Here is a 17757-nt window from a genome sequence, read left to right on the forward strand (position 1 = left end):
GTTTTTCGGGTCAGGCTAGGGATGCGTTCACCGGATCGCGTCTTTATAGCGAATGATGCTGTATCGATGCTATGAAGAAAATCCTTGTTTTTGCCAGTTTGCTGGTTAGTCTCTCGTTTCAAACCCTCGATTCCCGCAAGCAGGTCTTCCTGATTGGCGATTCGACCCTGGCTACTAAACCGAATCCACAGGACCCCGAACGGGGTTGGGGACAAATGCTGCCCGAATTTCTGGATGAAACCGTAGTGGTTCGTAATCACGCCGTTAATGGTCGCAGTACGAAAAGTTTCATCAACGAAGGCCGCTGGAAGAAGGTGCTGGATGAGCTGCACGCGGGTGACTGGGTACTGATTCAGTTTGGGCACAACGATGAAAAAAAGGAAGATTCCACCCGATATGCCGATCCGCAAACGACGTACCGCGAAAACCTGACCCGTTTTATCCGGGAAACGAAAGCGAAGGGAGCTTATCCCGTATTGATTACGCCCGTGATGCGTCGCCGGTTTGACGAAAAAGGAACGGTTCAGGATACGCACGGCGACTATCCGGCGGCAGTAAAAGCCGTGGCTCAACAGCAAAAAGTACCCTTGGTTGATTTGCACCAAAAAAGCCGTCAACTGCTGCAAACCATGGGCGTAGAACCCTCCAAACGCCTGTTTTTGTGGTATACGCCCGGCTACTTTGCCAGTCGGCCCAAAGAAGTGAAAGACGATACGCATTTCTCGGCGTACGGAGCTGCTCATATGGCCGCTCTCGTGGCCGATGGCCTGCGGGAAGAGAAAACGGAATTGGCCAAAGCTCTGAAAAAGAGTCCATTTCAGGAAAAGCTGGCCTACGAACTTCCCCAGATTTATCAGCCTGTTTTCCGGAAAGATACCTTTCGGATTGAAAACTACGGAGCCAAAGCTGACGGACAGACCCTAAATTCTATCGCCATCAATAAAGCCATTACAACCTGTAGCGAAGCCGGTGGCGGCACGGTACTGATAGCCTCGGGCTTGTGGTTAACGGGACCAATTGTCCTGAAAAACAACGTCAATCTGCACCTGCAACGCGGAGCTTTGTTGCAATTCAGCGATCGTAAAAGTGATTATCCCTTGGTAAAAACAACCTGGGAAGGACTGGACGCCATTCGTTGTCAGGCTCCCATTAGTGCTACCGACGTACACGACATTGCCATTACGGGCGAAGGTTTTATCGATGGAGCCGGAGATGGCTGGCGGGCTGTGAAAAAGAGCAAGTTGAACCCGCCCGCCTGGGAGAAACTCGTGGCTTCGGGCGGTGTCGTAGATGGCGAAATCTGGTACCCGTCCGAGCAGTCACTCAAAGGGGCTAAAGTGAAAGGAGCGGTAAGTCTGGCGAATGGCTTTGATTTCAAGAAGTCCGAAGAAATCCGGGATTTTCTGCGGCCCAACATGCTGAGTCTGACGCGTTGCCAGAACATTCTGCTGGAAGGCGTTACCATTCAAAACTCACCCGCCTGGTGTGTTCACCCGCTGTTATGTCAGGACATTACGCTGAAAAACGTGACGGTACGGAATCCCTGGTACGCCCAGAATGGCGACGGACTGGATCTGGAATCCTGCAAAAACGCCCTGATCGACGGCTGCACCTTCGACGTAGGGGATGACGGCATCTGTATTAAATCAGGCCGTGATGAAGAGGGTCGCAAGCGGGGAGTACCGACCGAAAATGTTATCGCTCGCAACAGTACGGTCTTTCACGCTCACGGCGGTTTTGTGGTAGGAAGCGAAATGTCGGGTGGTGCCCGGAATCTATTCGTATCGAATTGCTCGTTTCTGGGAACGGATGTCGGACTGCGGTTCAAAACTACGCGTGGCCGGGGTGGCGTTGTGGAGGATGTGTTCATCTCCGATATTCAAATGACCCGCATTCCCGGCGAAGCCATCTTGTTTGATATGTACTACATGGCAAAAGATCCCGTTCCGCAGACGGGCGACAAATCCGATCCGTTGCCGATCGAAGCCAAGCCCATCAATGAAGGTACGCCGCAATTCCGTCGGTTTTTCGTTCGGAACGTGGTTTGTAAAGGGGCCGAAACGGGAATCCTCGTACGGGGTTTGCCAGAAATGAATATTCAGGATATTCTGATTGAAAATTCCGTAATCGAATCCAATAAAGGATTGGTTTGTATTGAAGGACAGCGTATTACGTTAAAGAATGTACAGCTACTGAGCAAACAGATGCCAGTCATGCAGGTACAGAATAGTCAGGCGATTACACTGGATCGGATCGGGTATTCGCCTGCTTCTTCGCTCTTACTGAAAGTTTCGGGAGACCGTTCGAAACAGGTCGAATTGTTACATACGGATACTTCCAAGGCTAAAAAAGTACGGGAAGACGCTCGCTAAGGCGGACCTTCTGGATAGGAATGCCTTTCTTTGAGGCCGATTAACTCCGAGAATTATGGATCCGAAAGAATTACGTTTTGTGAAAGCTGATGACCTCTCCTGGGAAACCGTAGGTGAAGGCTTACGTCGGAAAGTACTCAGCTACGATTCCAATTTAATGATGGTTAGGGTGGATTTCGAGCGGGGAGCGGTAGGAACGATTCATCAGCATCCGCATACGCAGATGAGCTACGTGGAAAGCGGTGTATTTGAAATCATCATCGGCGAAGAACGTCAGATGCTACAGAAGGGCGATGCCTACTACATTCCGCCCCATATGCCCCACGGAGCCGTGTGCCGCGAGCCGGGGGTACTGGTGGATGTATTCACACCGATGCGGGAGGACTTTGTGTAAATGCCACGGGTACCCGTGCAAATACCAAGGGTTGCTCCCATGGCTAGTTGTATGGAACTCCTTCGGAGTTTGTAATTTCAACCCCGAAGGGGTTCAATCTGATTAGCCCCGCATGCAATGCGGGGTATTATTTGCACCAGTCGTATGCCAACCCCGAAGGGATATACCCCCACATACAATGCAGGGACCACATAGAAAAAGGGTTACGGAACACCTTCCGTAACCCTTTTTCTATGAGTTAAATAACCCTTACTTCGGTAATAACGAAGTCAGGTGAGCGACAAACTCATCACTGTTATAATTAGCCATTCCTTCGTTCCGGTCTACAATCTTGCCGTTGGCATCGATCACGAACGTTACAGGAATCGCCTGCGTTTCAAACGCTTTCGGTAGTGGTCCGGTAGGAGCGTACACGGGAAAGGAATACCCTTCTTTCTTGATGAAATCACGGGCGGCCTGAAGCTCTTCGTCTACCGTCAGCATCACAAATTCTACCGGTTTGCCCTGCATTTTTTTGTACAGCTTTTCAATGTCTGGTAACTCCGCCCGGCAGGGAGGACACCAGGTCGCCCAAACGTTCATGAATACGACTTTTCCTTTCAATTCCGAAAGATTGACTGTTTTGCCATCGAGCGTTTGTAGCAGAAAATCACCCGCCTCGGTTGTAGCCGTTTGAGCCGATTCTGCAGTCTTATTTTCGGTGTTTTCGGCCTTGGGTGAACTCTGACAACCCGTCAGAAACAACCCGGTAGTACAGAAGAGCATCGCTAATACCGACACCGTACTTTTTTTCAAGTTCATGAAACCTCTATTTATTTTTTAATCCAGTCTATCGCCCCAAAGCAGTTTTCTATTCAACATGCTTCTTGCGTAAAGATAAGCAAACCCTACGGCTTCCGGGCTATCCTGGGTGATTACATCGCATCGACGGGCTGAGGATGGGTAGGCTTGGTTAGCTTGCCAATGGTAAGGCCCTGGGCGATGAGTGAGAATACCACCACGAAATAGGTGATGGATAGAAATAGTTCATTGTTTAAGTGACTGTCAATGGAAAGGGCCAGAGCTACGGAAACACCACCGCGAAGACCACCCCAAACCAGAATCACCATCGATTGACGGTCGAGTTTTTCCCGAAACGGAATAATGCGGGAAGGAACGGCGATGGAAATCCAGCGAGCCAGCAGCACAATCACGATGGCAATCGTACCCACCAGCCAGTATTTACCTAAATCAGGGATCAGAATTAGTTCAAAGCCAATGAGCAGGAACAGACAGGCATTCATGATTTCATCAATCAGTTCCCAGAATTTCTCCAGGTAATCCTGCGTAATTTCCGACATCGCCTGCGTCTTTCCGTAGTTACCGACCACTAAACCAGCCGCTACCATCGTCAGCGGACCAGAAATGTGCATGGCCTGGGCCAGCAGATAACCACCCATGACCACAGCCAGCGTAATCATAACGGATACTTTATAGTCATCGATACGTTTCATGGATTTGGAAGCAATAAAACCCAGAATGAGACCGACCAGCAGACCACCGACTGCTTCCTTTACGAGTAATAACGAAATAGAGGCTAGTGAAAATTCCGTACTGCTTTCGCGGGCCATTTCCAGCAACGTCAGGAAAACAACGACGGCTACGCCATCATTAAAGAGCGATTCACCCGCAATTTTGGTTTCCAGAGATTTAGGGACACCCGCCGCTTTTAGAATACTCAGTACCGCAATAGGATCCGTAGGAGAGATTAACGCTCCAAAAACCAGACACTGAATGAGCGGAATATCCATATGTAAAAATCCCAGCGTAAGGTAGAGCAATCCGCCCACGAGTAAGGTAGATAGAATAACGCTGATCGTGGAGAATACAATGACGTACCGTTTTTCTTCCCGCAAATCACCAATGTGAATGTGAATGGCCCCGGCAAAGAGCAGGAAGTTCAGCATGGCTCCCATGAGAATCTCTTCGAGGTTGGCTCCTTTGATAAAGCGGGCGGCATCATCGAAAAAATGCGGCCAGAAGCGTCCAAAGCCTACCAGAAAAACGGAAGAAACCAAGGCCATGACCATGATACCAATAGTAGCCGGCAACCGTAAAAACCTAAGATTCAGGTAGGAAAAAATAGCGGAGACAACGATAAGAACGGAGAAGGTGTAATATAATTCCATAGATACAAGGACGTTGGTATGTCTTAAAAAGTAACGTAGACGCTAGAAAGATGTTTTTTCGGGCGTACAGAATCCAGCCCTTTTAGGATTAGAAAATTTTAATGTTCGGTTGCATAACTATTTCTTTAAAATCCTTGCCAGATGCCGTATCGTTCCCATAAACGCTGGTTTTCTGGAGAAGTCCTAATCAGGAGCATCGGAGAAATAGCAAGTCCTGGCTACCTAAAATAACGATGCTACCAAAGATCCATAGGCTATGAATTAAGGAACGATCCTACAGAGAATGCCCGGGATTGCCGCAGGTTTTTAGGTTGATTCCTCTATCTTTGCCCCCCGAATTCCGTTTTCTCAAACTTCGATTTTTCGAAAAACCTTTTATGGCCGAACAACAGGAACCCGCTGGCTCGCTCAAGGACATCATCGCCCATGCCAAGGAGTACGGCTTTGTTTTCCCCTCCTCTGAAATTTACGATGGCTTACAGGCCGTATACGATTACGGTCAGTATGGCGTCGAACTGAAAAATAACCTCAAATCAGTCTGGTGGAAAGCCATGACGATGCTGCATGATAACGTCGTAGGAATTGATGCCTCGATTTTCATGCATCCGCTTACCTGGAAAGCTTCCGGTCACGTGGATTCGTTCAACGATCCGATGATCGACAATAAAGACTCCAAAAAACGGTACCGGGCCGATCAATTGCTTGAAGCGAAAGCCGAAGAATACGCCAATAATGGTCATCCCGAACGCGGTGAAACCTTGCTAAACCGCATGGGTCGTCTGCTGGACGCCAATGATCTGGAAGGCGTACGCGAACTGATTATTTCAGAAGGAATCGTTTGCCCGGTTTCTGGTACCGATAACTGGACGGAAGTACGCCAGTTCAACCTGATGTTCTCGACCCAGGTTGGAGCCGTATCCGACGATGCCAGTTTGATTTACCTGCGTCCGGAAACGGCTCAGGGTATTTTCGTAAACTTCCTGAATGTACAGAAAACGGGTCGGATGAAAGTTCCCTTCGGTATTGCCCAGATTGGGAAAGCCTTCCGGAACGAGATCGTAGCTCGGCAGTTTACCTTCCGGATGCGGGAGTTTGAGCAGATGGAAATGCAATTCTTCTGCCGCCCCGGTACCGAAATGGAATGGTACGACAAGTGGAAAGAAACCCGTATGAAGTTTCACCAGGCTCTGGGCATTCCAGCCAGTAAGCTTCGTTTCAAACCTCACGATAAGCTGGCTCACTACGCCAATGCCGCCGTGGATATTGAGTTTAAGTTTCCTTTCGGTTTCCGGGAAATGGAGGGTATTCACTCCCGTACGGATTTCGATTTGAAGAGCCATCAGGAGCTTTCGAAGAAAAAACAACAGTACTTCGACAACGACCTCAACGAAGACGGTAAGCCGTACGGAAATTACATTCCATACGTGGTGGAAACGTCAGTAGGAGCGGATCGTCTGTTCCTGGCTGTACTGTGCAATGCGTACACGGAAGAAACCAGCGAAGAGGGTAAAACCCGTACGTATCTGAAACTGCACCCGGCTGTGGCTCCCATCAAGGCCGCAGTATTACCCCTGGTGAAGAAAGACGGTCTGCCCGAGAAAGCCCGCGAGATTCAGAATCAGTTGAAGTACGATTTCAACGTATTCTACGAAGAACGCGACAGTATCGGAAAACGCTACACCCGTCAGGATCTGATTGGTACGCCGTTCTGTATTGCCGTGGATTACCAAACGCTGGAAGACAATACGGTCACCATTCGTCACCGCGACTCAACCGAGCAGGAGCGTATCGCTATTGCCGATCTGAAAGCAAAAATCGGCCACGCCGTATCGCTGGAGCGGGTTTTCGAAAATTTATAATCGAGTTTAGTGAGACGGAGCCCGTATTCTTCAACGCAGGAATACGGGCTCTGTCGTAAATGCAGAAAAGATGATTGATGTACGCGTTGAACCCATTCAGTCGGCAGATGCTCAGTTTTTACTGGCGGAAGCGGTACAAGAACTGCAACGTCGCTACCCCGATTTTCCGGCCAATGAATATCATTCCGCCGAAGCTCCGGGTTCAGCCTTTGTCATTGCCCGCATCGAAGGAAAAGCGGTAGGGTGTGGAGCCCTACGGCCTTATGCTCCGGAAGTAGTTGAAATCAAACGAATGTTTGTATTAGAAAGCTATCGTCGGCAGGGAGTATCCCGGCGATTGTTAGAAACGTTGGAGGCAGAGGCCCGTCGCCTGAGTTACCGTCGCATTATACTGGAAACGGGCGTTCGGCAACCCGAAGCGATTGAACTGTATCGACGCACCGGTTACGAGCAAATTCCTAACTATGGCTACGATGGTGAAGACAGCCTGAGTGTATGCTTTGGTAAGGACTTATAAATCTGTGGCACAGCTTTTTAGCAAAACCATTTTTGTTCAATTATCCTGCACTTTGAGGAATAATGAGAAAAAAATAGGAAAAAAAATAAAAAAATATTGAAATTTTTCCTCTCAATATCCGCTTTAGACAGCTTTTGGTAAGCATCTGAGGGTCAGTGGGGGTAACTCCATCTAAAAAAGATACTCGCTCTTACGTAACCCTTGGTCAGGCCTTTCGGAACTCCGAAAGGCCTTTTTCGTACCAGCCATTCTGCCTACCTTTAAGAACCTCATTGTGACAACAAACCGAATTTTATGCTAAGAAAAGTTCTTCTAGCAGGTTTTTTTACCTGCTTCCTGAATGTATCTTTTGCCCAACGAGCGGCGGTTGAACAGGAAACAAAAAGTACCCGACTGGAACGTTATACCAATGACGTCCTGAATTTTGCCGAACAGCATCTGCACATTCGGTATCGCTCGGGTGGCACGACTAAAGGCGGATTCGATTGCAGCGGATTTGTTCGGTTTTGCTTCAAAAACTTCGGCATGCTACTGCCTCACTCCAGTGCTTCCATGGGATCGCTGGGCCACGCAGTAGATACCAAAGATTGCCAGCCCGGCGACTTAATCTTCTTCAAAGGCGGAAATTCACAAAGCCATCGAATCGGACACGTAGGTATCGTTTCCGAGGTGAAAGATGGAAAGATTCGCTTCATTCATTCGGCCTATAATGGAGGCGTTCGCTTCGATTGGCTTGATCAGGAAAAATACTACCAGAATCGTTTTACAGGCATTCGACGCGTGATTGGCGTACTGGATTATCTTCCTTCTGAATCGTAACCAGGGTGTACAGCCATAAAAAAGGCGATCGTTTCGAAAACGATCGCCTTTTTGCTTAGGTAGATCTGCCTTAGGCCTGTTCAAACTGACGCAGGAAACGAACATCGTTTTCGGAGTACAGTCGCAAATCCCGAACGCGATATTTCAGGTTCGCGATCCGTTCGATACCCATACCAAAGGCAAAACCCGTGTATTTCTTGGAATCAATACCGCAGTTTTCCAGAACGTTCGGATCAACCATACCTGAACCAAGAATTTCTACCCAGCCCGTTCCTTTACACTGATTCTGCGTTCCGCCGCAAATCCGGCAACCACCGGGACGGTGCATTTCGCAGGAAATATCCATTTCCGCACTAGGCTCGGTGAAAGGAAAGTACGAAGGACGGAACCGAACCTGCACTTCTGAACCAAACAGCTCCTGGGCAAACTGATACAAGGTATCCTTCAAATCCTTGAAGCTCACATTCTCATCAATGTACAAGCCTTCGATCTGATGAAAAAAACAGTGAGCACGGGCCGAAATGGCTTCGTTACGATACACGCGTCCGGGCATAATACTGCGTAAGGGCGGCTCCTGTGTTTCCATCAGCCGAACCTGAATATTGGATGTATGCGTGTGCAACAGAATATCCTTGCCAGGGCCATTTTTCTCGATGAAAAACGTATCCTGCATTTCACGGGCCGGGTGGTTTTCGGGAAAGTTCAGTGCCGTGAAGTTATACCAGTCTTCTTCGATCTCTGGTCCATCGGCTACATTAAAACCTAAACGTTCGAAAATCTCGACAATACGTTGACGAATCAGGGTAAGGGGGTGCAAACTGCCTGTCTCGTTGGGAACGGTCGGCAGGGTTAAGTCTACGTCGGGCATAACCTGCTGGCTTTGAGAGTTTTCCAGACGTTCCTGAGCCGACTGGAAAGTTTCCTGAGCTAAATCTTTCAGGCCATTGAGTTCCTGACCCATCGCCCGACGCTCTTCAGCAGGAACGGTTTTCAGTAATTCAAACAAACCCGCTACGGCTCCTTTACGACCCACGTAGGCTATCCGGAAATCTTCCAGTTGTTCCTTAGTATCAATGGTATACGCCGTGATTTGCCGGCGAATTTCGTTGACTTGCTCTATCATGCTACAAAAATAGCTTTTTGCCGGCTTGAATAGATAGAGAATTTTTGTTTTTCAATAGGTATGTACAAATACTTATTTTTAAAAATAAATTCAAGTTAATTAGTGATTTATACTTAATTTTTTACAATTTTGTGTTGGACATCAGTTACTTTCTCGTACCTAATGCTAATACTATGTATCCAACCCCTTCTCTAGAATTTACTTCAAAAAACTGGGCTCTACCCGAGGTACGTTACCCGTTTTTGACCGCCATGTTCAACATCTGCCAATGAAGGATATTATCCTGATTCAGGGGGATGGTAATTACACCCTATTTCACTGCAGTAACGGAAGACGAATCATGGTCTCGAAAACACTACGGGATTATGAGAAACTCATGACAGAGAACAGTTCGTTTTTCCGGGTGCATAAATCCTACTTAATCAATCTGGCCTACGTGCAGCGGTATGATGTGAAAGGAGAAGATTGCGTATGGATGAAGAATGGACAAATTATATCCATCGCCCGGCGTCGGAAGCACCAGTTTGCGGCCTTCATGCGGCAGTACCTTGGTCTTTAACAAGGCAATGGTGTAGTGCAGAAACAGAAATAGCCGCTAGTCTTAGCGGCTATTTCTGTTTCTGTATATGAGTTGCACTAAAATACTTTCATTCCCAGAGTCACCTGCCAGTTCTTCGATTTCTGTTTGAAAGGATCGCTACCGTTAGGCGTACTGATGTTCACGAACCGAACATTGGAAAGACTGTCTTCATAACGAACATCCAGTGAGAAATTACCAATATCCAGACCCCCGCCGAGCTGGTAACCCCAGGCGGCCTGGTTAAACGTATCGCTCACGCTACCTTGTGTGTACTTCGTGATCGCTTCTTTAATACTTTCATTGGAGCCGATGAGAAAAGAGGCCACTGGACCCGCATTCACGCGAAGCGGACCAAACTTTAGTCCCAATAAGACGGGTACGTCAATGTTTTCGGTTTTTACTTTTACCTGCGTAGGACTGCCTACCGCTTGTCCATTTGCGTCAATGGGTTGCACTAAATACGAACCTCCTTTACCCGTATACAGTACCTCGGGCTGTATATAGAGCGTTCGTCCAAAACGCATGTAGATACCTCCTACAAAACCAGTACGCGTATCGAGGCTTTGCTTGAGGTTCTCCCGGAGTGTAGAGCCGCTATAGCTACCATTGGCTACAAAGTTGCCCGTTTTAAGTTGGGATAGATTCGTTCCTGCTTTAATTCCCAGTTGAAACCAGGGTTTGTCGCGTTGGGCAAAGGTTGAAGCAGCCGACAGACATAGGAAGCTGCATAGTAACAAGTACTTTTTCATGGATATAATGGTAATACGTTGAAGAACTATCGTAAAACGTTGTACCACCGGTGTTTTGTTATAGAAAAGGTCCGAAACCTTTTCTGTATGCTTGTCTTTGAACGTTTTTTAGTGTAAATTACTAATCGGCAGAAATCTAAAAACTGCCCGTTTACATCTCAATGGCGAAAGTAAAAACCTCTTATTTCTGTCAGAATTGTGGGTACCAGTCGCCCAAATGGCTGGGAAGATGTCCTTCCTGCGGGGAATGGAATACGATGGTCGAGGAAATCATCCAGAAGGCGGAACCCGAAAAAGGTCGCTGGCGACCTGCTTCAGCGGGGCCAAATCTTGCTGCCCGCCCTAAAGCCATTACCGAAATTGATTACAGCGAACAGCCCCGGGTATTAACCCCTGATGCTGAGCTAAACCGCGTACTGGGGGGAGGCATTGTGCCCGGCTCCCTGGTGCTGATTGGGGGCGAACCGGGGATTGGAAAGTCCACGCTGATGCTGCAAATTGCTCTGAATCTCCCGGGAATTCGGGTACTCTACGTTTCGGGTGAGGAATCGGATCAACAGATTAAAATGCGGGCTGAACGATTGGGAACGAATTCCGCCAACTGCTTCATTCTCACGGAAACGTCCACGCAGAATATATTCAAGCAGATCGAAAATTTCGAGCCCGATTTACTGGTCATCGATTCCATTCAAACCCTGCAATCCAATCTGGTCGAATCGGGGGCGGGGAGTGTATCCCAGGTACGCGAGTGTACCGCGGAGCTGATGAAATTCGCGAAAGAGTCGGGAACGCCCGTATTCATGATCGGTCACATCACCAAAGACGGGAATCTGGCCGGACCTAAGGTTCTGGAACACATGGTGGACACAGTACTGCAATTTGAAGGCGACCGCCATCTGGCCTACCGGATTTTACGAACGACCAAGAATCGCTTTGGCAGTACCTCCGAGTTGGGCATTTACGAAATGCAGGGGAGTGGGTTACGGCAGGTAAGCAACCCGTCAGAAATTTTGATTTCCCAGCGGGAAGACGCCCTGAGTGGTATCACGATCGGTACCATGCTGGAAGGAAATCGGCCCTTGCTGATTGAAATTCAGTCATTGGTATCCATTGCCACCTACGGAACGCCCCAACGTAGTAGTACGGGCTTCGACGCGAAACGGCTGAATATGTTGTTGGCCGTTCTGGAGAAACGCGGTGGTTTTCGACTGGGGGCTCAGGATGTTTTCCTGAATATTGCCGGAGGTCTGAAAGTGGAGGATCCGGCTATTGATTTGGCCGTCTGTGCTTCGCTGGTTTCTTCGTACGAGGATATTGCGATTCCGGCGTCAGTCTGCTTCGCGGCGGAGGTAGGATTGGGCGGCGAAGTACGGGCCGTAAATCGAATTGAAAACCGGATTGCGGAGGCTGAAAAACTGGGCTTTAAGGAAATCTGGGTTTCGCGATACAATGCTAAAGGCCTCAATCTGGACCAGTACAAAATTCGGGTACGGACCGCCTCTAAGCTCGACGAGGTTTTCATTTCTTTGTTGCGGTAAGTTGAGAAAAACCTTGCCCGCTTCATGACTTGCACATTTTTTGACGGTAATAAGAGATTGGTAGTCAGTAAATTAATACGTCAACCAAACCTTAATACCGTCATGAAATGTCTTCTTTATATCTGGTTTTTGAGCGGAACGATGAATCCGAACATCCAGCAAATGCTTATTGATTCAGGAGCTCAAGTATTGAATGCCCGCGTGGTAGAGGAAGTTGTACGCGTAGATCCTGCAATTACCACAACCCGTACCGAGCGACGGGCTCGCCTGCTCTACAAAAACGATCCCACGCTGGCACCAGCCTTCGCTTCAAAAGCCACCCGGATGGAACGAATTCCGGATTCGCTACGCATACTGAAACCTAATCCCAAAGCTCAGGCTGAACCTACGGATGCGTTTATGCGGGAAAAGCAGGATTGGATGGATCGGATTAGTCTCCAGTTAACGGAGCTTGATCAGGAAATTCAGATGGTGCAGAATAATACGCCGCGTTCCGGACGATTGAAGCAGTTAAAAAACCTACATCTGAAAACGCAGACGAGCCACGAAATAATGGATAAAGCCAATACGGCCGAACAATTGCAAAAAGCCATTCGGAATGTTAAGCCGATTTTAGCCCAAACCCAACGATATTTATCCGCAGGCTAACAGAAAAAAGCGTATGCGTTCGTTAGCGTAGGTAGATTATTTTGAAAAGGAAATTTATCCATTCAAATGATCCTCCCTCCACTAATAGAAAAAAAAGTCAGTATTTAGGGAAGTACGCTATTTTTGACTTAGCATTACGCACGATTTTAACCAACATTAACCATGACTAAATTACGTATCTGGGCTGCTGCGGCGGCTTTGGTGTTCACATTAAATGCACAGGCTCAATCCGTTGATGAAATTGTAGATAAACATATCGCTGCCCGTGGGGGTGCCGATAAACTCAAAGGCATCAAAACCCTGGTGATTGAAAACTCGATGAGTATGCAAGGGATGGACATCCCGATGAAGCAAATGATTGCAACGGGCCGTGGCATGCGTATGGAAATTTCAGTGATGGGTAACGAAATGATTACGGCGGTAGACGGCGACAAAGGCTGGACCATCCGTCCGGCGATGATGGGCGGCACGGGTGAACCAGAAGACCTGCCTGCCGAACAAATCAAGAGCTCAACCAGTCAGCTTGATCCCGGCGGACCGCTTTTTAACTACAAGGAAAAAGGCACGAAGGTAGAACTGGTAGGTAAAGAAAAAATGGATAAAAAAGACGCCTATCACCTGAAAATCACGACAAAAGATGGTACGGCTGTTGATTATTTTCTGGATGCGAATACGTACCTGCTGGCAAAGCAAATTGCACAGTTGAGCATGCAGGGTCAGGAAGTAAAGCAGGAAATGAATTTCTCCGATTACAAAGAAGTGTCAGGCGTTAAGTTTCCGCATACGATGGAAACGGCATCTCCCATGGGCGGTGATATGACGATCATTACCAATAAGATCACGGTTAATGGTCCGATCGACGAAAAAATGTTCGCTAAACCGACCAAGTAAGCAATAACATTTCCGTAAAAACTTCCGCAGGACTCCCTGCGGAAGTTTTTTTTTGCCCCACAGGTTGTATTACTAAAAACAGTTTTGCATGAAACGGCGTATATGCTAAGGAATCAATCCTACGTTAAAAGGATTCAAACCTTCACACTACATTTTATGATCAAAAACCTTCTGTCGATCCTGGCCCTGGGAATTTCACTGGGTGTTCAGGCCCAGAACTTCAACGGAATCGCTCACAGTAATGCCGCCGGTACAAACAAGGTGTACACAAATCCAGCGTTAATTGCGGGTTCGCCTTACAAATTACACGTAAATCTTTTCTCGGGAGGGGCTAATATCTCCAATAACTACGCGGATTGGGTCGGACCTTATAAATTAAACCGACTGGTATTCGGAGGCATTCCCCAGGCGTATCGGAATTCAGACGGAAGCCCCGCCCTAGAACCGGAGTACTTTCGGGAAAACCTCGATGGTAAACCCAAAGATGGTACCGGCTGGGCCGAAGTACGGGGGCCGGGTATACTGATTGGATTAGGCCGTAAGCATAGTATCGCTTTTACGAGCCGAGCCCGGGCCTCGGTTCAGGCTTTTGGAGTTTCCGAAAACTTTCTTTCGCTGGTTCGACAAGGTTTGGATTTTGCCACGCTCTGGAATATCACGAACGTCGATAACAAGTTTTCGCTAAATGGAAATATTTATGGAGAACTTGCTTTTACCTACGCCGGCACCCTTATCGAAGAGGGGCCTCATCAACTGAAGGCAGGTGTAACCGTAAAAAAACTGGTTGGGTTCTATTCGGCTCACATCCGCAATCGGGAATTGACGTACCGTGTCATAGAGGATCCTGAACGGCCGGGCAAAGGGCTTTTTGTGATGGATCGTATGGACGCCGACTTTGGGTATACCACCCAGGAGCCCACTAAAGATGGGGTAGGGTTACGGAAATTTTTAGGTAGTAAGATGCCCGGTTCCGGCTGGGGGTTTGACGTAGGCTTCGTTTACGAGTTTAATCCGGATTACGACGAGGAGCCCTACCGCCTTCGCTTGTCTGCCGCTGTGATGGATGTCGGAACAATTCGCTACGAAGATCGTTCGCAGATCAAAGGATATACCATTTCACGCACGAACCGAACCATTCAGGAGGAAGATTTTGCGAATATCAAAGGGAGTGATGAACTGGTACGTCTCATCGAAAGTAAAATGGAATTGCAACCGAATGAGGCTAAAACTAGTTTTACTTCGGGATTGCCCATGTCGCTGAATACCAATGCTGATTTACGACTGAGCTCGTCCCTGTACGTTACCGTTTCGTACATCAAGGATTTACGAAGTGTGAATGTAATATCGGCCCGTCAGCCTACGGTTTTTTCAGTGGTGCCACGTATTGAAACGGAGTCGGGACTGGAAGTAGCTGTACCGCTCACCTGGATTTTCCAGACCTTTTCGCCCGGCTTGTCCGTGCGATTGGGACCGGTTTTTGCGGGTACGGATAACCTGATTGGTTTAGTAAGTAATAGTCGGCGAATAGCTCCGAAAGGCATGGATGTCTACGCTGGTATAAGTATACCTTTGTTTAAACGAAACGAACGTTAACCGATACCCACGAGTGCATTAACCAACGAATGAACCATGAAAATTGGAATCGTATTTTCCGGAGGAGCCGTACGCGGATTTGCCCATTTAGGAATTTTGAAAGCTCTTCAGGAAATGGGCATTTCGCCGGATTATATCTCGGGGGTTAGTGCAGGTGCTATTGTGGGAGCCTTTGCAGCCAGCAAACTGGAAGCTGAAGCCGCCTACGATTTAATTGAACGCAGTAATTATAAAAGCTACCTGAAATTGGCGTTTAGCCGGATGGGCTTTCTGAAGCTTGATCGGGTAGAAGACCTGATGCAACGGCATTTGCCGCATACGTTTGAAGAACTGGCCTTGCCCCTTAGTGTGAACGCCACGGACCTAACGACGGGTAATGAAGTATTTTTTAATTCCGGCCCTTTGCTCAAACCCATTCTGGCCTCCTGCTGTCTGCCGGGTATTTTCGAGCCTGTATGGATTAATCAGCAGCAACTCATTGATGGGGGCGTACTGAATCAAATGCCTTACGAGCCGCTCGAAGCCCATTGTGACATACTGATTGGCTGTCACTGTAATCCGATTGGTGATCTGGAAAGTCCGATCACGTCCATGAAAGCCGTGGCGATGCGAAGTTTGTATCTGGCTATGGCGAAAGCCAGCCATTTCAAGTCCAAGCGTTTTGATGTATTCATCGAGCCGCCGCTCTTACAGAACTTCAACGTTTTTGATACCAAGAAATCCAGGGATGTCTTCCGCGTAGGCTACGAATACACGCATCAGATGGCCCCGGAACTGGAAAAACTGAGGGAACAATTGAGTTTTTAAAAAAAGAAGCCCCGAAGCAATGCTGCTTCGGGGCTTCTTTTTTAGTAGAGAACCTTAACCATTAATTATACCCAGGGTTCTGTACCAGCTGGCTGTTAACGTCCGTTTCGCGTTGTGGGATTGGGTATACCAAATTATTGGCATTGAAAGAAATAGGCCCCACTGAACGACGCGTACGCTTCAAATCGTGTAAAAGATGACCTTCAAACATCAATTCCAATTTACGTTCTTTTAAGATGGCATTAAGCGTAAGACTGGTTGACGTAAGGGATGGTAAATTTACCCGATTGCGGATCAGGTTAATATCCGCTAAAGGCGTTGCTCCAACGCTGGTATTGAGGCGGAAATTAGCTTCAGCCCGTGTCAGGTACATTTCGGCTAACCGAATGATGGGAACGTTTGAGTAGATGGTATTGAATTTCTCCGTAAAGAAGTCATCGTCCTCATAAAACAAATTCGCACGTTCATCTCCCTGTTCGTATTCATTGAGATGATTAGCCGTGATATGGATTTCCCCTCTGGAATCAATCGAATAGAAAGTCCGGAGTGAATTATCTCCATCCTGCGACGTCACCTGCGTGGAAAAAATGTTCTCGGGAGAGTTCATATTTACCAGGTTAAACGATGACGCATAATTCTGGTTCAGAGCATACCTGTTACTCTGAATGACGCGATTGGCCGCGTCGCGTGCGGACGCATAATTCTGCTGCATCAGGTACACGCGAGACAGGATACCAGCGGCGGCCCATTTCGTTGCCTGACCAGTCATTTTACCTGAAGTACTGGTAGAAGCTGCATCTGGTAACAACGATTCAGCCGCGATCAAATCTTCAAGAACCTTCGCATACACTTGTGCTACACTATTCCGGCTTACGTATGACCCGTTGTTGATCTCCGTAGTAGGGGTGAGCACCAGGGGTACACCCGGATTGACCGTGTTATCTCCATCGCCCCAGGTTTTAGCAAACAGACGAACCAGCTCAAAATATACACTAGCCCGGATAAACAAAGCTTCTCCCTGAATGCGGTTCTTTTTCGTGGCATCAACCTTATCAATGTTCGCTAAAACATTGTTACAAATGTTGATGGCACTATAAGAATTAGTCCAGATGTTAGACGCGTACAGGTTATTCGTGAGAATTCGCTTGTCATAAAACTGACCGGGGTCTACAAAACTACCGAGCCATTGTAGCTCATTCGTAGCGGCCAGCAGATCAGACGACATTTGGATTTGTCCTCCCCAGACGTAATAATTTCCCAGGGCATCATACGCACCGATTAATGCAGCTTCGACGTCTTTTGAGGTCGTAAGAGCAACGTCCTGATCAATCGACTGGGTAGGAGCAATATCTAATTTATCTCCGCACGACGACACCGTTAAAGTAATCGCCGCGAGAAGTATATAGGTGAAACGTGTTTTTTTCATTGAATTGAATGTTAAATATTCCTTCCACAGCATTAGAATCCAATTTGTAAACCAACCGTAAGCGTCTTGGCTTGTGGTGCTGAATAGAAATCCTGTCCTGCTGCAATGTTTCCTGAAACAGCATCGGTACTAACTTCAGGATCCCAGCCCGTGTACTTGGTAAAGGTCAGTAGGTTTTGGGCCAGGAAGTACACGCGGAGTCGATCTACCTTTAAACGGTTCAGTACAGGTTTAGGAATCGTATAACCGAAAGAGATATTACGTAAACGAACG

The 17757-nt window shown here is 47.8% G+C and carries 17 protein-coding genes; 11 read left to right on the top strand and 6 right to left on the bottom strand.

Going from position 1 to position 17757, the window contains the following annotated elements:
* The first annotated feature begins 71 nt into the window (after positions 1-71).
* Positions 72-2372 (top strand): glycosyl hydrolase family 28 protein, encoded by a 2301-nt coding sequence (locus BWI97_RS06260; RefSeq protein WP_102200393.1) that lies wholly within the window; start codon positions 72-74, stop codon positions 2370-2372.
* A 55-nt stretch (positions 2373-2427) separates the two neighbouring features.
* The gene (locus BWI97_RS06265) at positions 2428-2766 is read left to right on the top strand and encodes a cupin domain-containing protein (RefSeq protein ID WP_102200394.1); all 339 of its coding nucleotides are present in this window, start codon (positions 2428-2430) and stop codon (positions 2764-2766) included.
* 249 nt (positions 2767-3015) lie between these two features.
* Here BWI97_RS06265 and BWI97_RS06270 read toward each other — a convergent pair whose 3' ends face one another.
* The gene (locus BWI97_RS06270; protein WP_102200395.1) at positions 3016-3567 is read right to left on the bottom strand and encodes a TlpA disulfide reductase family protein; all 552 of its coding nucleotides are present in this window, start codon (positions 3565-3567) and stop codon (positions 3016-3018) included.
* Between the two features lie 113 nt (positions 3568-3680).
* On the bottom strand, positions 3681-4934 hold the full coding sequence (locus BWI97_RS06275; protein ID WP_102200396.1) for a sodium:proton antiporter: 1254 nt from the start codon (positions 4932-4934) through the stop codon (positions 3681-3683).
* A 377-nt stretch (positions 4935-5311) separates the two neighbouring features.
* Here BWI97_RS06275 and BWI97_RS06280 point away from each other — a divergent pair, with 377 nt between their 5' ends.
* The 3 genes from BWI97_RS06280 (at position 5312) to BWI97_RS06290 (ending at position 8129) form a co-directional block, all read left to right on the top strand.
* Entirely contained in the window at positions 5312-6793 is a 1482-nt protein-coding gene (locus BWI97_RS06280) for a glycine--tRNA ligase (RefSeq protein ID WP_102200411.1), read from the top strand.
* Positions 6794-6863: 70 nt separating this feature from the next.
* Positions 6864-7310: a GNAT family N-acetyltransferase gene (locus BWI97_RS06285; protein WP_102200397.1), complete on the top strand. Its 447-nt coding sequence runs from the start codon at positions 6864-6866 to the stop codon at positions 7308-7310.
* 294 nt (positions 7311-7604) lie between these two features.
* Entirely contained in the window at positions 7605-8129 is a 525-nt protein-coding gene (locus BWI97_RS06290) for a C40 family peptidase (RefSeq protein WP_094808656.1), read from the top strand.
* 70 nt (positions 8130-8199) lie between these two features.
* Here BWI97_RS06290 and pheS read toward each other — a convergent pair whose 3' ends face one another.
* Positions 8200-9252: a phenylalanine--tRNA ligase subunit alpha gene (gene pheS / locus BWI97_RS06295; protein ID WP_094808657.1), complete on the bottom strand. Its 1053-nt coding sequence runs from the start codon at positions 9250-9252 to the stop codon at positions 8200-8202.
* Between the two features lie 268 nt (positions 9253-9520).
* On the opposite strand from pheS, the gene BWI97_RS06300 reads away from it, so the two are divergent.
* Positions 9521-9811 carry a LytTR family DNA-binding domain-containing protein gene (locus tag BWI97_RS06300; protein ID WP_102200398.1) on the top strand — a complete coding sequence of 97 codons (291 nt, stop codon included), beginning with the start codon at positions 9521-9523 and terminating at the stop codon, positions 9809-9811.
* Positions 9812-9888: 77 nt separating this feature from the next.
* Here the strand turns inward: BWI97_RS06300 and BWI97_RS06305 are convergent, their stop codons facing one another.
* Positions 9889-10581: a porin family protein gene (locus BWI97_RS06305; protein WP_102200399.1), complete on the bottom strand. Its 693-nt coding sequence runs from the start codon at positions 10579-10581 to the stop codon at positions 9889-9891.
* A gap of 161 nt (positions 10582-10742) precedes the next feature.
* Between BWI97_RS06305 and radA the strand changes: the two genes are divergently transcribed.
* From radA to BWI97_RS06330, 5 genes are all read left to right on the top strand, one after another.
* A complete protein-coding gene (gene radA, locus BWI97_RS06310) occupies positions 10743-12119 on the top strand; it encodes a DNA repair protein RadA (protein WP_102200400.1) in 1377 nt (458 codons plus the stop codon).
* A gap of 102 nt (positions 12120-12221) precedes the next feature.
* Positions 12222-12767 (top strand): hypothetical protein, encoded by a 546-nt coding sequence (locus BWI97_RS06315; protein ID WP_102200401.1) that lies wholly within the window; start codon positions 12222-12224, stop codon positions 12765-12767.
* Positions 12768-12929: 162 nt separating this feature from the next.
* On the top strand, positions 12930-13658 hold the full coding sequence (locus tag BWI97_RS06320) for an outer membrane lipoprotein-sorting protein (protein WP_102200402.1): 729 nt from the start codon (positions 12930-12932) through the stop codon (positions 13656-13658).
* A gap of 156 nt (positions 13659-13814) precedes the next feature.
* Positions 13815-15251, top strand: coding sequence for a DUF5723 family protein (locus BWI97_RS06325; protein ID WP_102200403.1), 1437 nt, complete (start codon positions 13815-13817; stop codon positions 15249-15251).
* 36 nt (positions 15252-15287) lie between these two features.
* Positions 15288-16058 carry a patatin-like phospholipase family protein gene (locus BWI97_RS06330; protein WP_102200404.1) on the top strand — a complete coding sequence of 257 codons (771 nt, stop codon included), beginning with the start codon at positions 15288-15290 and terminating at the stop codon, positions 16056-16058.
* A 61-nt stretch (positions 16059-16119) separates the two neighbouring features.
* Here the strand turns inward: BWI97_RS06330 and BWI97_RS06335 are convergent, their stop codons facing one another.
* Complete coding sequence (locus tag BWI97_RS06335) at positions 16120-17484, bottom strand: RagB/SusD family nutrient uptake outer membrane protein (protein ID WP_102200412.1); 1365 nt, start codon at positions 17482-17484, stop codon at positions 16120-16122.
* 32 nt (positions 17485-17516) lie between these two features.
* Positions 17517-17757 (bottom strand): hypothetical protein (locus BWI97_RS27600; RefSeq protein WP_158242701.1); only part of this gene is annotated, 241 nt, incomplete at its 5' end.

The organism is Siphonobacter sp. BAB-5405, assembly GCF_002872335.1.
Taxonomy (GTDB): domain Bacteria; phylum Bacteroidota; class Bacteroidia; order Cytophagales; family Spirosomataceae; genus Siphonobacter.

Coding starts and splice junctions, on each gene's coding strand:
- BWI97_RS06270 (WP_102200395.1), bottom strand. CDS start 3,567: ATGAACTTGAAAAAAAGTACGGTGTCGGTATTAGCGATGCTCTTCTGT.
- BWI97_RS06330 (WP_102200404.1), top strand. CDS start 15,288: ATGAAAATTGGAATCGTATTTTCCGGAGGAGCCGTACGCGGATTTGCC.
- BWI97_RS06320 (WP_102200402.1), top strand. CDS start 12,930: ATGACTAAATTACGTATCTGGGCTGCTGCGGCGGCTTTGGTGTTCACA.
- BWI97_RS06325 (WP_102200403.1), top strand. CDS start 13,815: ATGATCAAAAACCTTCTGTCGATCCTGGCCCTGGGAATTTCACTGGGT.
- BWI97_RS06285 (WP_102200397.1), top strand. CDS start 6,864: ATGATTGATGTACGCGTTGAACCCATTCAGTCGGCAGATGCTCAGTTT.
- BWI97_RS06305 (WP_102200399.1), bottom strand. CDS start 10,581: ATGAAAAAGTACTTGTTACTATGCAGCTTCCTATGTCTGTCGGCTGCT.
- BWI97_RS06335 (WP_102200412.1), bottom strand. CDS start 17,484: ATGAAAAAAACACGTTTCACCTATATACTTCTCGCGGCGATTACTTTA.
- radA (WP_102200400.1), top strand. CDS start 10,743: ATGGCGAAAGTAAAAACCTCTTATTTCTGTCAGAATTGTGGGTACCAG.
- BWI97_RS06275 (WP_102200396.1), bottom strand. CDS start 4,934: ATGGAATTATATTACACCTTCTCCGTTCTTATCGTTGTCTCCGCTATT.
- BWI97_RS06280 (WP_102200411.1), top strand. CDS start 5,312: ATGGCCGAACAACAGGAACCCGCTGGCTCGCTCAAGGACATCATCGCC.
- pheS (WP_094808657.1), bottom strand. CDS start 9,252: ATGATAGAGCAAGTCAACGAAATTCGCCGGCAAATCACGGCGTATACC.
- BWI97_RS06265 (WP_102200394.1), top strand. CDS start 2,428: ATGGATCCGAAAGAATTACGTTTTGTGAAAGCTGATGACCTCTCCTGG.
- BWI97_RS06300 (WP_102200398.1), top strand. CDS start 9,521: ATGAAGGATATTATCCTGATTCAGGGGGATGGTAATTACACCCTATTT.
- BWI97_RS06290 (WP_094808656.1), top strand. CDS start 7,605: ATGCTAAGAAAAGTTCTTCTAGCAGGTTTTTTTACCTGCTTCCTGAAT.
- BWI97_RS06315 (WP_102200401.1), top strand. CDS start 12,222: ATGAAATGTCTTCTTTATATCTGGTTTTTGAGCGGAACGATGAATCCG.
- BWI97_RS06260 (WP_102200393.1), top strand. CDS start 72: ATGAAGAAAATCCTTGTTTTTGCCAGTTTGCTGGTTAGTCTCTCGTTT.